This window comes from Aliivibrio logei (assembly GCF_001691055.1).
In the GTDB taxonomy this organism is placed as follows: domain Bacteria; phylum Pseudomonadota; class Gammaproteobacteria; order Enterobacterales; family Vibrionaceae; genus Aliivibrio; species Aliivibrio salmonicida.
On the sequence record NZ_MAJU01000008.1, the window covers coordinates 511,190 to 525,317 of the forward strand.

Annotated in this window: 12 protein-coding genes; 5 read left to right on the plus strand and 7 right to left on the minus strand. The window is 38.9% G+C overall.

Annotation, left to right across the window (positions count from 1 at the left end; translation table 11 throughout):
* The first annotated feature begins 72 nt into the window (after positions 1-72).
* The 3 genes from nrdB (at position 73) to yfaE (ending at position 3,814) form a co-directional block, all read left to right on the plus strand.
* Positions 73-1,206: a class Ia ribonucleoside-diphosphate reductase subunit beta gene (gene nrdB, locus A6E04_RS06505; RefSeq protein ID WP_012550364.1), complete on the plus strand. Its 1,134-nt coding sequence runs from the start codon at positions 73-75 to the stop codon at positions 1,204-1,206.
* 184 nt (positions 1,207-1,390) lie between these two features.
* On the plus strand, positions 1,391-3,481 hold the full coding sequence (locus A6E04_RS06510; protein WP_065610575.1) for a sensor domain-containing diguanylate cyclase: 2,091 nt from the start codon (positions 1,391-1,393) through the stop codon (positions 3,479-3,481).
* A gap of 57 nt (positions 3,482-3,538) precedes the next feature.
* A complete protein-coding gene (yfaE, locus tag A6E04_RS20925) occupies positions 3,539-3,814 on the plus strand; it encodes a class I ribonucleotide reductase maintenance protein YfaE (RefSeq protein ID WP_017020468.1) in 276 nt (91 codons plus the stop codon).
* Between the two features lie 58 nt (positions 3,815-3,872).
* On the opposite strand, the gene A6E04_RS06515 is transcribed toward yfaE, so the two are convergent.
* Positions 3,873-5,105: a CinA family nicotinamide mononucleotide deamidase-related protein gene (locus A6E04_RS06515; protein WP_017020469.1), complete on the minus strand. Its 1,233-nt coding sequence runs from the start codon at positions 5,103-5,105 to the stop codon at positions 3,873-3,875.
* 227 nt (positions 5,106-5,332) lie between these two features.
* Between A6E04_RS06515 and A6E04_RS06520 the strand changes: the two genes are divergently transcribed.
* Complete coding sequence (locus A6E04_RS06520; RefSeq protein WP_065610577.1) at positions 5,333-6,505, plus strand: aromatic amino acid transport family protein; 1,173 nt, start codon at positions 5,333-5,335, stop codon at positions 6,503-6,505.
* A 161-nt stretch (positions 6,506-6,666) separates the two neighbouring features.
* Positions 6,667-7,581 (plus strand): DUF3943 domain-containing protein, encoded by a 915-nt coding sequence (locus A6E04_RS06525; protein ID WP_012550368.1) that lies wholly within the window; start codon positions 6,667-6,669, stop codon positions 7,579-7,581.
* A gap of 295 nt (positions 7,582-7,876) precedes the next feature.
* On the opposite strand, the gene A6E04_RS06530 is transcribed toward A6E04_RS06525, so the two are convergent.
* The 6 genes from A6E04_RS06530 to A6E04_RS06555 all read right to left on the minus strand — a co-directional run bounded on the left by A6E04_RS06530 (position 7,877) and on the right by A6E04_RS06555 (position 14,075).
* On the minus strand, positions 7,877-8,263 hold the full coding sequence (locus A6E04_RS06530; protein WP_012550369.1) for a hypothetical protein: 387 nt from the start codon (positions 8,261-8,263) through the stop codon (positions 7,877-7,879).
* A 202-nt stretch (positions 8,264-8,465) separates the two neighbouring features.
* On the minus strand, positions 8,466-9,119 hold the full coding sequence (locus A6E04_RS06535) for an MBL fold metallo-hydrolase (protein ID WP_012550370.1): 654 nt from the start codon (positions 9,117-9,119) through the stop codon (positions 8,466-8,468).
* A 59-nt stretch (positions 9,120-9,178) separates the two neighbouring features.
* Complete coding sequence (locus A6E04_RS06540; RefSeq protein WP_035470301.1) at positions 9,179-10,300, minus strand: DUF1513 domain-containing protein; 1,122 nt, start codon at positions 10,298-10,300, stop codon at positions 9,179-9,181.
* On the minus strand, positions 10,281-11,294 hold the full coding sequence (locus A6E04_RS06545) for an imelysin family protein (protein WP_065610579.1): 1,014 nt from the start codon (positions 11,292-11,294) through the stop codon (positions 10,281-10,283). The genes A6E04_RS06540 and A6E04_RS06545 overlap by 20 nt, the downstream gene beginning before the upstream one ends.
* 9 nt (positions 11,295-11,303) lie before the next feature.
* Positions 11,304-12,692 carry a di-heme oxidoreductase family protein gene (locus A6E04_RS06550; RefSeq protein WP_065610580.1) on the minus strand — a complete coding sequence of 463 codons (1,389 nt, stop codon included), beginning with the start codon at positions 12,690-12,692 and terminating at the stop codon, positions 11,304-11,306.
* 129 nt (positions 12,693-12,821) lie between these two features.
* Complete coding sequence (locus A6E04_RS06555; RefSeq protein WP_065610582.1) at positions 12,822-14,075, minus strand: imelysin family protein; 1,254 nt, start codon at positions 14,073-14,075, stop codon at positions 12,822-12,824.
* Positions 14,076-14,128: the final 53 nt, after the last annotated feature.

The window sequence follows — 14,128 nt, forward strand, 5'->3', positions numbered from 1 at the left end:
GGCATTGCTATTATAATAGTAAGAAACAGAAAGCCCTTGCATTCTTTTGGCTTTCATAAGATTGAGGTTTACATGGCGTACAGTACTTTTCGACAAGAAAAAAACGATCAATTAAAAGAACCAATGTTTTTGGGTAATTCTGTAAACGTTGCTCGATATGATCAACAAAAATTTCAAGTATTTGAAAAACTGATCGAAAAGCAACTTTCCTTTTTCTGGCGTCCTGAAGAAGTTGATGTTTCTGGTGATCGCATTGATTACAATAATTTACCTGAACATGAACAACATATATTCATCAGTAACCTTAAATACCAAACACTGCTTGATTCAATTCAAGGTCGTAGCCCTAATGTTGCCCTACTTCCTTTAGTTTCTCTTCCTGAACTAGAAACATGGATCGAAACATGGTCTTTTTCTGAAACGATTCACTCACGTTCATACACACATATTGTTCGTAATATAGTGAATGACCCAGCCATTATCTTTGATGATATTGTTGAAAATGAAGAAATCCTAAAGCGCGCAAAAGACATTGCTCATTATTACGATAACCTGATTCAAGCCACTAACGATTACCACCGCTTTGGCGAAGGCACTCATACTGTCAACGGTGAAGAAATTATCGTTTCAAAACGTGAATTAAAGAAAACGTTGTATCTTTGCTTGATGTCGGTAAATGCACTCGAAGCCATTCGTTTCTACGTAAGTTTTGCTTGTTCTTTTGCTTTTGCAGAACGCAAATTAATGGAAGGAAATGCAAAAATAATCAAACTGATTGCTCGTGATGAAGCCCTTCATCTAACCAGTACTCAGCATATGGTAAATCTACTTCGTACCGGTCAAGATGATCCTGAATTTGTAGAAATCGCGGCAGAATGTGAACAAGACTGTTTCGACTTATTTAAAGCCGCAGCAGAGCAAGAAAAAGAATGGGCTAATTACCTATTTAAAGACGGCTCTATGATTGGTTTAAACAAGGATATTCTATGCCAATACGTAGAATATATTACAAATTTACGTATGAAGGCTGTTGGACTATCAGGCGCTTACGATGGTGCAACTCAGAATCCTATTCCTTGGATTAACTCATGGTTAAGCTCTGATAATGTACAGGTTGCGCCACAAGAAACAGAAATCAGTTCATACCTTGTTGGACAAATTGATAATGACGTGAGTGCCGATGATTTAGGGGATTTCGAACTCTAATTTGAAATCTTTCATCTGCATATTAGCCGAGTTAATTAACTCGGCTTTTTTATATCTTATTTACAACAATGATAAAGCGCACAAAAATCATACTAACCCCACCAAAAAATGAGACATCACTTCATGTAACCCTACCCTTATGACATAATATCTTGTAATTATACAAGGACTATAGATTGAAATTATGGCTATTAATCAATGGAATGGTTACTTACTTGAGCAAGTACGCCAACTGCCAATGGCATCATCAAAGCAACAATTGCAATTTCAACTCAACACGATTGAAGTGGAAGCATCGAAGCTAAATCGATTGATTCCTCAGGAATTTGAATTAATTTTCACAGCCTATATGCAAGCTAGAACAGGTAAACTCATCGCCGCTATCAGTACTTTTTTTGATGCGATCAGTCTTGCTCAACAAACCAACCAAGAATTTTTGATCTGCTTTTGCCATTATAATATTGGCACCCTTTATGGCATGCTCGGTAATTATTTCTATGCGAATAAATTTTTAACGAAAGCAGAAAAATCACAACAATTTTGCGATCATTATATCTGCGCTATTATTAAAAATAATATTGGGGATATTTTTCGTCAGCTTGGTAACTTCACTGAAGCACTCACTTATTTATCTTCCGCCGCAGAGACCTTAAAACAATATGGTCCTCAAGGATCAGCCGCGCTCCCTCTGTTTAATATTGCAGAAATTAAAGCCAAACAATTCCACTTTTCAGAAGCCGAAATAATTTTATCTTCTTTGTACCCAGTAATAAAAAATGAAGCCAGATACTTAGGTTTTTATTATAAAATTAATGCAGAGATTGCAGGCAGCCAAGAAGACGGTGACAAAGCAGAAGAGTACCACCTACTTTCAATTGAAAATATGAAAGCATCTAACAACGATTATTATCTATCAGAAATGATTTTAGAATATTGCCATTTTCTTACGAGTAACAATAAATTTGATGCCCTTGATGATTATATTCAACAGGGGTTAGTCATTGCTAAATCGTTAGAGAGTGATAAATTAATTGATGGTTTCAACGATATCATTCTACTTAGAATTCAAGATATTAAAGATATTACAATTAGAGAGGAGCACTATAAAACACTCACCTCCTCTCTTCTTAATTCAAGACGTGAACTCCTAAAACGCGAAAATGAGTACCTACAACAATTATATCGTTTAAACACCACTAAACTTGAATTAAGTACAATGAAAGCCTTATCAGACAATCTGGCGGTTATTAATAAAATTGGCCAATATATTAGTACCTCGACTGATATACAAAGTATCTTACCAAAGATACAACATGACCTTTCTTCATTATTTCAAACAGACACTCTCGCATTGGGGTTTTACGAACAACATAGAAATGAGATAGTCATTCATTATTTAGATGACTCTACTATTGTAGACGCTCCTTATGTCACTCATTGTGATAAAGAAGCAACTTACATGAGCTATTGTATTAGTACCGCGACCCCATTTTATTTTAATCACATGACTTGTGAAGAAAAAATAGCCTTACTGGGAGATAGCTGCAATAAAAAAGTTAACTTTCACTCTGCGATGTTTGCCCCTATTTTTATTAATAATGAAGTAAATGCGGTATTTACAATTCAAGCAAAAGAGAGCTACCAATACCAAGCCTTTCATTTTGAGTTATTTTCTCAACTGATTAGCTACATCTCTATATCACTTGAAAATCAACAAAACAGACAACAACTTTTAGCGTTATCTCAAACCGATCACCTTACGCAAGTTTGGAATAGAAAATCCCTAGACATTCATTTTCATCAATTAATGTCTCAAAAAATAAAATACTTCACAGGGGTAATGATTGATATCGACCATTATAAAGAATACAACGATACTTATGGGCACGTTGCTGGCGACGAGGTATTAATTCAAGTCAGTAATATCATCAAAAAATATTTTTACAGCTTAACCACAAATGTCTACCGCTATGGTGGGGATGAGTTTTTTGCTTTATTAGAAGGTATTGATCAAGAAAAAACACAGCATAAACTATCTTGTATGCTTGAAGAGCTTACATCTCTGCAAATTCCACATAAAAACTCAACGTGCTCAACCTACGTTTCAGCGTCAGTTGGCATTGCTTATTTATCTGATAATGAAAAAAATATCACGCTAAATCAATTGATTGATGAATCAGATAAAGCGCTTTACCATGCAAAGCGAAACGGCCGAAATCAGTTTTGTGAGCGGTCTCAATTTACCAAATTAAACGCTGAAACCTTAAGGCATTAATTCATTTTTAAACTATGTTATAGTCACTAATCTATTTTTATCATCCTTAATCAAACAATGAAAATACATATAAATAAAACTATAACGATCACCAACCAACCAAATATTTCGTTGCTAGAAGTGATGGAACAACAAGGCATGGTCGTCGAATCACACTGCCGTAACGGTGATTGTGGCACTTGCCGGTGCACGTTAGTGTCTGGAGAAGTCAGTTACTCTACGTTCCCACTTGCTTTTTTAGCCCCTAATGAAATATTGCCTTGCGTTTGTACAGCAAAAACAGATCTTGTTATCGACGATCTTACGTTCCAAACTCTCGCAAAAAAAGCATAAAAAAAGCGACCCTTCTAGGATCGCATTATTAGGTTATCAAGCACACCAATACGTTAAGCTATAACGCACTCTGTGGTACGTAAATTTCTGATTCACGATTTATCGATTCATATTGACCAAACATCGGTTTCTTTTCTAAACAACGACGCAGCATATCTAACATAAGTGTCGAGACTAATGAACGCATATCATTATAATTATAATCACGCTTTAGGCTGATTAACTGTCCCCATTCGCCATAAGCCGTTGACAATGCAACAGCAACTTTGCCATTAAACATAGGACCAGAAGCTAAACCTATTGACGTTTGAGTTCTCTCTCGTGTTGCCGCCGCCAGTGCTAAAGCAGCAGCCAGTGGATCTTGCCCTGCCATTTGCTGATCAATTTTAGAAGATAAAATCCAACCCTGCTTCATGCAAGAACGAATTTGTTCATCTTCTTGCAACCAATTGGTTAACCACCCACCCGTCGCCTGCTCCGCAACCGTAAAGTTCAGCATAAATTCAGACAGTAATGCACCTACATTAGGGAGCATTGACTCATCAACACTAACAACATTGTCCCCTAGAAGATGATATATCGTCTCTAACGTAGGGAACCGTCCATCATGATTTGCCGGACCAAATAATTTCACTTCAATAAAAGGTAACGAAGATCGGTATCCAATTTCAAAACCATACGGAAGTCGTACACTTTGAAGCTTATCCTGAATACCCGATTCTGATAAACCAAACGTAAACAATCGGCTGCATTCAGACGCTTCAGTCATTGGATGCCATTGTTTCATACGTGGCAAGATTTGATGCTCAACCATTACTTTAAACTCCGATGGGACGCCTGGAGTAAAAATAACGATTGTTTTATTTAATTCAATGAAGAAACCACACGCAGTACCAACAGGGTTCTCAATCAACTGAGCACCTTCAGGTAACATTGCTTGTTTAATGTTACTCCGTGGCATCTCTTTACCCTGCTCTAAATAACGAGCCTGCATACGATCTAGCCAATATTGTGACATCACAAGTGGGCAATTCATTACTTTCGCTGCCGCTTCACCAGAAATATCATCAGAGGTAGGGCCTAAACCCCCATTTACAATCACAATAGAGGCATTTTGGCTTTGATGCTGAATTTCAGAAACCAATGAATCTATGTTATCCCCAACCGTTGAGCGGTTAGATAACTTAAACCCATGCTGATAAAATAACTGAGACATCCATGCTGCATTGGTGTCAACAATGTCGCCATGTAAGACTTCCTCTCCTGTGCTGATCATTGCAATTTGCAACATGCACTTTTCCTCTTTGATATTTCTATAATTGTCTCTAATTTATCACATTAGGCTATTCAAAAACTATGATGTTGAGTAAATATTAACGTTATTAAAGCCAACCCAACACTTTGTAATTAAAAGTTTACACCTAGTGTATTCTTATTTTTACAATAATTTGAATTAGAGATAAATAGGCAGTACATTCGCATCACTAACAAAGTATTACAGAAGAAAAGAGACAGTCTATGAAGTCAAAAGTATTCGGAAGTTCACTTATAATTGCAGGAACGACTATCGGTGCAGGCATGCTAGCCTTGCCATTAGTCTCCGCAAGTCTTGGATTCTTTACAGCAAGTGTATTAATGATAGCCATTTGGGCAGTGATGAGCTATACGAGTTTGCTGATGCTAGAAGTTCATCAGCACAGTGATCGTTCAGCAACATTGCACAGTTTAGCTTTGCAGTTTCTGGGAAAGAATGGACAACGACTGGCTACCTTTTCGATGCTTTTTCTTTTTTACGCTTTATGTGCCGCTTACATTGCCGGAGGCAGTGAGCAATTTCACACCAAAATTAATCAACTTTCTTTTATTTCATTATCGAAAACGAGCTCAACGATTCTATTCACCCTTATTATCGCGTTCATTATTTCACTAGGCACAAAAACCGTCGATTTTATTAATCGTGGGTTATTTAGCTTAAAAATCGTAATGCTAATTGCAATACTCTTCTTCTTAACCCCGAATATTAGTGGCGAGTACTTATTAGCATTACCGGTTGAACAAGGCGTCTTCATTACGGCCTTACCTGTTGTGTTTACCTCTTTTGGTTTCCACGGAAGTATTCCTTCGATAGTGAAATACTTAGAACTTGATATTAAGAAAATTAAAATCAGTTTATTGGTTGGATCATCAATTCCACTTGTCATTTACCTTTTTTGGCAAGGCATTACACTTGGTCTATTGTCGCAAAGTGAATTCTCAACAATAAATAGCTTAACAGCCTTCATAACGACGATTCAAAACTCGATAGATAAAGCTTACATTCAACAAGCCTTGTCCTTATTTGCCGATCTCGCTTTGATCACGTCATTTATAGGAGTCAGTCTTGGATTGTTTGACTTTTTACGTGACTCATCTAAAAAATGGCAACAATCTACCATTATTACGGCATTACTAACTTACACACCTCCCTTGTTATTTGCTTTGTTTTATCCACAAGGATTTATTATGGCACTAGGGTATGCCGCTATTGCACTTGTTATTTTAGCGTTATTCTTGCCTGTTGCTTTGGTTCTTTCTGCACGAAAAGTACATACAGGTACTCATTACCAAGTAGCAAGCAAGAACTTAGGGTTAATCGTAGCGGTCATCCTTGGAGTAACAATAATTGGCTGCCAAATAATGGTATCACTCTAAATATAATACCTAATAATAGTTTTATTAACCGAAGTCTGAACTATCATTAAAAGTTATAAACACTCGTTTTTATGAGTGTTTTTACTTTTATGTTTTGCATTTTATTTCTAATAGTAGATAATTGTGACCTAGCTCGTATTTAATATAGTTAAGGACTTTCAGTGAAAAAACAAGCAATAGCCAGTTTGCTTTTAGGGTGCACTGCGTCAACACAAGCATTTGCACTTGATACTAACAGCGCTTATGACATCGATTATAAAAGTGATTGTTCTAGCAACATTTATTCAAGCTATTGCTCTGCGGCTTCATTTGATTTCTCCCCGGTACGATTAGCGGGTGATGTGACGCCATCAAAAAAAGCGGATAATAACGATTTCGCGACAGAACAAGTCCCCCATTATCTACGCGTATCTGATCAAAGAGATTGGGATTACTTACTCGCGCAATCCTATACAATCCTTGGCTTAAGTGTCGCCACTGTTGGTTTAATGACATTTCTACCAGAAAGTATCACTAAATGGGATTCTGAAGATTCAAGTCTTAAAGGTCTTGGCTCTAAATGGAAAGATAATGTCACTGCGGGTCCGGTTTGGGATAAAGATGAGCATTTCTTAAACTATGTAATGCACCCTTATTTTGGTGGTGTGTACTATACCGCAGCTCGACATGCCGGTTTTAATGAATTTGAATCATTCCTATACTCAACAACGATGTCTACTTTTTTCTGGGAATATGGTGTAGAAGCATTTGCTGAAGTCCCATCAATTCAAGATTTATTTGTAACGCCTTTCTTTGGTGCCGTTGTTGGTGAACTAATGCTGCAACAAGAGCTTAGTATCACTGCAAATGGTGGCGAAGTATTAGGATCAGACACATTAGGTAGCGTCAGCTTATTCTTCTTAAACCCAGTGGGTCATATTCATTATTGGGTAACCGATGCATGGGGTGGAGATACTGAAGTTAACCTTGCTTATAATGCTTGGTTTAGTAATGGTGATGCTGCACAATTTGCTTATGATGCAGGCATGCCTTACACCGACCAATTTGTCGGCCTTGAAGTTAAATTAAAATTCTAAGCGTATCGACACTCAAAAGAAGACATCCTAAGCGGTGTCTTTTTTTATATCTAAAATTCGCCCTAACCTAATCCTGATTCCAGTCGTTATCTTTTCATTTTTAATGATTAATCGCGACAGAATAAATCGCTCATCTAATTAATGTCATATGAGTCTGATTTTAACAAAGAAAATAATCTGGTGTTTATGTTAATTAGAATGCTTAGCTTAGTTAGATTACAAACACAAAGTTACAGACACAAAAAAGCCGAGGCAATCTCGGCTTTTTTGTGTCTTAAAGCTACTTACTAAAACATTACGCTGCTTTGTAAATTACTTTATTACCAGCAAGTTGTTCACGTACAACAAGGTTTTCTTCAACTAGCTTTTTCAAGCCACCTGTCGCCCATGCTGCCGCTTTTGCTTCTTCTTGACCAGCTGCTACGCCAATCTCTTTTGAATTGATACCTTCAGGATTCTGGCAAACAATATCAAATACAGCCTTTTGCTTTGGCGTTAGAGCGATGTCCGTCGCTACTGCTGCCACTGTAGGTGCTGCAACAACTACTGCTTCCACTTTTTTCTCAACTGGTTTAGCTACTTTTGCAGGTTTAACTGCTTTTTTCACTTCAGTTTTTGGTGTAGTTGCTTTAATGCGTTTATGCAGCTTTGACTGTACTTTACGTTTGTGAGCAATTTTCATGAAACTTAAACTCCGTTGCGCTATATCTATTTTAAAGCAATAAAGCTCGAAAACGATAGCGGAAAAAAGATGTCAATCCCTAAAATGAAACTCAAATAGTTGTATCGGAATTGGCGAAGCGCGTTTTATACCAAAAAACGCGCAATATTTATAGGCATGGCTGCACTGTATGGCGAAAAGTGCGGCACTTTTGCCAAAATACTTACCAAAGAGGCAATTCATCCGCTACAAATGGATTTGTTTTACGTTCATAACCAAACGTAGACTCAGGTCCATGTCCCGGTACAAATTTCATCTCATTACCTAAAGGCCACAGTTTTGTTTTAATTGATGCAATTAATGTTTCGTAATCACCTTTAGGGAAATCAGAACGACCAATCGCACCTTTAAACAATACATCACCAACAAATGCCATCTTAGCTTCTTGATTAAACAGTATTACATGACCGGGAGTATGACCCGGAGTATGCAGCACATGCAGTGCTTGATTACCAAATTCAACAATATCGCCTTCCTCTAACCATTGATTGGGTTCAAACGCATCAGTATGTGGAAAACCAAATCGTTGACTTTGACTTGGAAGCCCTTGTAACCAAAATTCATCTTCTTTATGCGGACCAATAATTGGAGCACCCGTTAATGCAGCTAAAGGCTCTGTGCCACCAACATGGTCTAGGTGACCATGAGTTAATACCAAACTAACCACATCGATATTCAATGCGTCTATCGCTTGTTTTAGAAGGTCTACATCACCACCAGGATCAACCACCACACCTTTCATTGTTTCATCACACCAAACAATAGAGCAGTTTTGCTCATAAGCCGTAACCGGAATAATTTGATATTGTAAGCTCATGTTTATCTCTTCTTAAATAAATTATCCTAAGAATAACATGACTATTATTTAAGTGGTATTCAGACCAGAATTTTACTCCAATGATTATCCCACATCACCGTTGTTTGATGGCTTTCAACCTCGCCACTTTCGGTTCGCCCAACCACCTTTCCGGCACCTGAACTAATATACCACCGTGGAATATCTTTATAATTACGACTTACCACCACCCCAGAGGCATCAACTAAAGTCACAATCTCAACCAAAGCATTTTGTTTTAAATCCCATACACCATAGCAATTCCCTCTAGGAGACGTTGCAATCACGTGCTCACCCAATACGGCGATACTGGCAATGTAATGATTAAATCTAAGCCATTCTTCTGGTTCTGCATTTAATTGAACTAACGGTTTACCACGTTCATGGATGGCCACTAACGGCATACCATCTTCGGGTTCCCCACGATATTGTTGTCCGCACAATACTCGCCCATCATCCGCTAATGATAAATGACGAATACTTAACTTATGATCTGGAAGCCCTACGCTTTCAAGGACCTCCCCTGTAACCGTCGACAGATACACCAATGCAGGAATCATCGTTTCAATATTCATAGGCTCTCTGTCTTTGGTATGCACACCACCAACCCCAATGGCCAATGTGGTGTCATCGACTTTTATAATTTCGTGAGGACCAATTCCAAAATCGGTAAATTCATGCACTTTCGTTAATTGGTTATTTGAAAGGTGGTAAACACCTACAATTCCCTTACTGGTCTCTTTCTCTCCCTCAGTGACATACAACGTCTTACCATCAGAAGAAAACACACCGTGACCATAAAAATAGCGATTAGGCATCGCCGCGGTAATTGAAAAACTCTCACCCGTTTTAACAGTAAACAATTGCATATAACTGCCGGGCCTACGAGCAAACGCAACCGCGAGCGAACCATCAGGGCTTATCGCAACACCATGCCCTCTTTCAGGTAAAGAAATAGCATGAATAGGAAGTCCCTCGCTGTCAGCCACAATCGCATTAAAGTGCCCATTAGCAGTACGAGCACAAGAGATCAGTGATGGCGAACCATTTTTCTCATGAGTATTGATTCCAGAGCAAGCGGCTAACCAAGGGGACAACGTAACCACCCCAACACCACCTTTCAATAAGCTCCGTCTTTGCTTATTAATCTCCATCAGTGGCATTAAATCCTATTGCGATGTTCAATTCGATGGCGACTTCTTCGTGGATTAAGTATTTCAAATACTCTAACTTATTGTATAAAGAGAGGGTTTGTTGGTATCCAGGTTTACTTTGTAATGTCGTAAATAAAGAAGGACTTTCAGGCCACGTTTCTAACGTAGATGAAAAATGATCAACAATACGATCCGCTAAATCTACATGCCCTTCCATTCTCAAATGATGATCTAATCCGAAACCATTTGCTAAATACAACGCCTGCATTGCTTCAACATTTTTTTCCAGCATAAATAATGAGGTTTCTGAACGCCATGCCTCAGAAAAATAAGGTCTCGGTTGACCTATTTTGGCTAACGGTCTGCTTATTTTTTTCATACTGTAATCAAGTTGATTCGCAAGCAACGCAACGTATTCATTTAACCACATGGTTTCATCTACTTCGTCCCACGGGTTAGTTTGCCACGCTTGTGCTATTTTCTGAGCGTTTAATGAAAAGTTACTCGTTATTGCACTGCCTAATTCGCACGAACCTTCACTTGGTAACGTTGAGGCATCATCAAATAACAACCACTCTATCGCCCCTAATCCTTGAGTTGTCACACTTTGCTGTTGGATCTCCGGGATATTCCACTCTTGATCTTTAGTCAGCAATTGGCTCATTTTTCTACCTGTGGTGTTTTTCTTATCAGGCCAGAATTGCATATTCCAATTTAATGATAATGCTGACTCAGGACCTCTCTCTTGTCCTTGTAAAGCCATCCACGCTTCCATTGTTTGTTGCCATTGTTCAGTTAACTCACCTTTATGCTGTCCACTAGTGCAATAAGCCGCAAACTTAACCGCCAATCGTTGGCTTGAAGCCGCTAAACGCTCAGCCGATTGTTTTTCAATAAAATAAACATGATCGACCATTTGAATGGAATCTGGTTGCTCACTCGTTGTACTTTGACAAGCCGTTAAAAAAACCACGGAGACGAATAATAAATAAAGAGGTTTCATAGCTAATCCCTATAGCGACGCTAAAAACGCTAATAATGCGTTACGATCTTGGGTTGATAGTTTGACGACATCATCACGGCTTTGCTGCGCTTCACCACCGTGCCATAGAATGGCTTCAAGGGCGTTTCTAGCACGCCCATCATGCAACATCTCTGTATGCCCATTCACTTCTTGTAAGTAACCTAACCCCCATAACGGTGGCGTTCTCCACTCTTGTCCATCCGCTAAAAATTCGGGACGATTATCAGAGAGCCCTTCCCCCATATCATGCAATAACATATCGGTGTAAGGATGAATGGTTTGATTCGACAATGCAGGTCTGTTCGTAATATTGGCTGTTTTAATATTCGACTGATGGCAACTTTCACATCCAATGTCTTTAAAGATTCTTTGACCGGCGATCACTTGAGGATCCTTTACATTACGACGAATAGGAACAGCAAGATGTTGTGAATAAAATTCAACAAAGTTTAGGATCTTATCACTCACTTCTGGCGTACCGCCATGGGGTAGCTTTTCACAAATAGTTTGAGCTTGAGTGCAATCATCTTTCGGGAATAAATTACTGGTTAATCCAAGATCACCATTAAATGCCGCCGCATTTTGTTGCATTAAACTCGGTTGGCCGGCTTTCCAGCCAAATCGACCTAAAACCAATGCTTCGTTTTTTACATCCCATACACGATTCGCTTTCCCTGAGATGCCGTTATTGTCCTGCTGCTGTTTCTTTGCAAACTCTAGGATCGTTGATTCAGGAATTGACTCTAGTAATCCTAAGCCAATCATGGGTGGTGCAACCCGTGCAGACATCAGCACATTTTTATCCATCTCCCCATAAGCTAACTCTTTAATAGATAAGTTCGGTTTACGAAGAGTGACAACGTCACCATCAGACAGCTGCACTTTCTTTTCACTGTAAGTAATGTGTATCTGGCCCTCAGGCTTTGCACCAGACAACGAAAAATCTTGTAACTGTCCGCCATAGATAGGTTCAGGAATAACACCCTCAATAATTACGCGTTTTTTCTGCTCCGGTGTTAATGCAGGAATACTTAAACGCACCAGCATTGAAACGGCATTAGTATCCCCTTCTCTTGGTGCATGACCTCGACCATCTTTAATATGGCAATTTTGACAACCGTTAGTATTGAATAATGGACCTAATCCATCTCTAGCATCCGTTGATGCAGGGGCTTGCACCCAAGGGTTACGAAAAAAGCTGTTGCCCACACTAAAATCTAAACGCTTACTCATTGGAAGATTGGCGGCAGGTAAAGAAAACGCATTTGCCCCTTCTTTTCGCACACTGGTTTTTCCTCCAGAAGCAACATCAGAAGAATGCACAGAAAAAGAAGTAACGATAAGCAGAAGAAGCGTTCCAGCGACTGAAGATTTCATGATATCTAAGATCCTGATATTCATTAGCAATAATTAACCAATGGTTAAACGAAAAACGGCTCAATCACTTTCTCGGGGAAGAAAAGTAATTGAGCCTAGGTACAACGTTACCGAATAAAGAGTCGTAAATTAAAACTCATGATCCGCGGTATCAGGATTTAAGCTTGTAATGCCAATGATATTAGCCGCACGCTCAATCGACGCCGTTTGAGTCACTAATGCCATAATCGATTGATTAACCAATGCATTCCCTGCCGCATTATTTGCAGCAATGAGTTGATCAAAATGTTGATTGTTTTCTTCTGCAGAAATCACCAATGTTTTCACTTGCTCGCGAGCTTGATCAAACTGTTGTTGGATCTCTTTGGCCGCTTTTTTGTCTTTTTGAGCCACCAATTCATGAATACTTGGGCCTGCTAATGTTGTTCCATCCGTACGTTTGTATGTACCGGTATAAACATTGTAGATGCCTTGTTCATTATAATAATGAGAGTTATGCGTGTTATCAGAAAAACAATCATGCTCATCTTCTGTCGAGTTAGCCTCTAATGCTACCTTCATACGCTCACCAGCAAGCTCACCTAAAGACAAAGAGCCCATACCAAATAGCATTTTACGAAGACCTTGCTTTGAAGACTCTGCCAGTAGTTCTGCTCGGTAATTTGTCTCGCCTTCTTTCCACTGTTTTTCCATCCAAGACAAATCACTGATCAATAATTCAGACGCCGCTTTTAAATATTCAGCACGACGCTCACAATTACCGTTCGTACATGCCGAACCGATGGCATAATCCGTATAAGGACGCTCACCAGCTCCGGCATTCGTTCCATTGAGATCTTGACCCCATAGAAGAAATTCAATCGCATGGTAACCAGTTGCTACATTCGCTTCAGATCCACCTAACTCATTAAGAGCAGCTAAGTGATCGGCTTTAATGTCGGTAACATCAATTGTTTCTGCTCCGATTTTAATGCTTTCAGAAGAGACAATATTTGCTTTGGCGCCATCATTACCTAATTCGTATTGGTAATCATCAGCCACATAATCAATCAACCCTTCATCAAGTGGCCATGCATTTAATTGCCCTTCCCAATCATCAACCACTGGGTTACCAAAACGAAAAACTTCGGATTGTTGGTAAGGAACACGAGCGGCTTTCCATGCGATTTTTGCTTGCTCTAGTGTTTTCTCTGAAGGGTTCGCTAAAAAAGCATTTAACGTGGTATCAAGCGATTGTGCTGTGGTTAATGCATCGCTATAAACCGCATGAGCGATATCTGCGTAATGTTCGACTACTTCAGATTGAGTTGCTGCATAGGAAAAAGTAGGTAAAACAAATAGTGATGCAGTAAGTAAATTCCGAGTAATGTTGACGTGATTCATGAATCATCCTTGTTGAGCAAATGAATTTTAGTCATTAACCTGCCTTTCTTGTT

Bases quoted from the DNA above. Each gene is read 5' to 3' on its own strand.
- A6E04_RS06550 (WP_065610580.1), bottom strand. From the start codon at position 12,692: ATGAAATCTTCAGTCGCTGGAACGCTTCTTCTGCTTATCGTTACTTCT.
- A6E04_RS06535 (WP_012550370.1), bottom strand. From the start codon at position 9,119: ATGAGCTTACAATATCAAATTATTCCGGTTACGGCTTATGAGCAAAAC.
- nrdB (WP_012550364.1), top strand. From the start codon at position 73: ATGGCGTACAGTACTTTTCGACAAGAAAAAAACGATCAATTAAAAGAA.
- A6E04_RS06540 (WP_035470301.1), bottom strand. From the start codon at position 10,300: ATGCCACTGATGGAGATTAATAAGCAAAGACGGAGCTTATTGAAAGGT.
- A6E04_RS06545 (WP_065610579.1), bottom strand. From the start codon at position 11,294: ATGAAACCTCTTTATTTATTATTCGTCTCCGTGGTTTTTTTAACGGCT.
- yfaE (WP_017020468.1), top strand. From the start codon at position 3,539: ATGAAAATACATATAAATAAAACTATAACGATCACCAACCAACCAAAT.
- A6E04_RS06510 (WP_065610575.1), top strand. From the start codon at position 1,391: ATGGCTATTAATCAATGGAATGGTTACTTACTTGAGCAAGTACGCCAA.
- A6E04_RS06530 (WP_012550369.1), bottom strand. From the start codon at position 8,263: ATGAAAATTGCTCACAAACGTAAAGTACAGTCAAAGCTGCATAAACGC.
- A6E04_RS06555 (WP_065610582.1), bottom strand. From the start codon at position 14,075: ATGAATCACGTCAACATTACTCGGAATTTACTTACTGCATCACTATTT.
- A6E04_RS06520 (WP_065610577.1), top strand. From the start codon at position 5,333: ATGAAGTCAAAAGTATTCGGAAGTTCACTTATAATTGCAGGAACGACT.
- A6E04_RS06515 (WP_017020469.1), bottom strand. From the start codon at position 5,105: ATGTTGCAAATTGCAATGATCAGCACAGGAGAGGAAGTCTTACATGGC.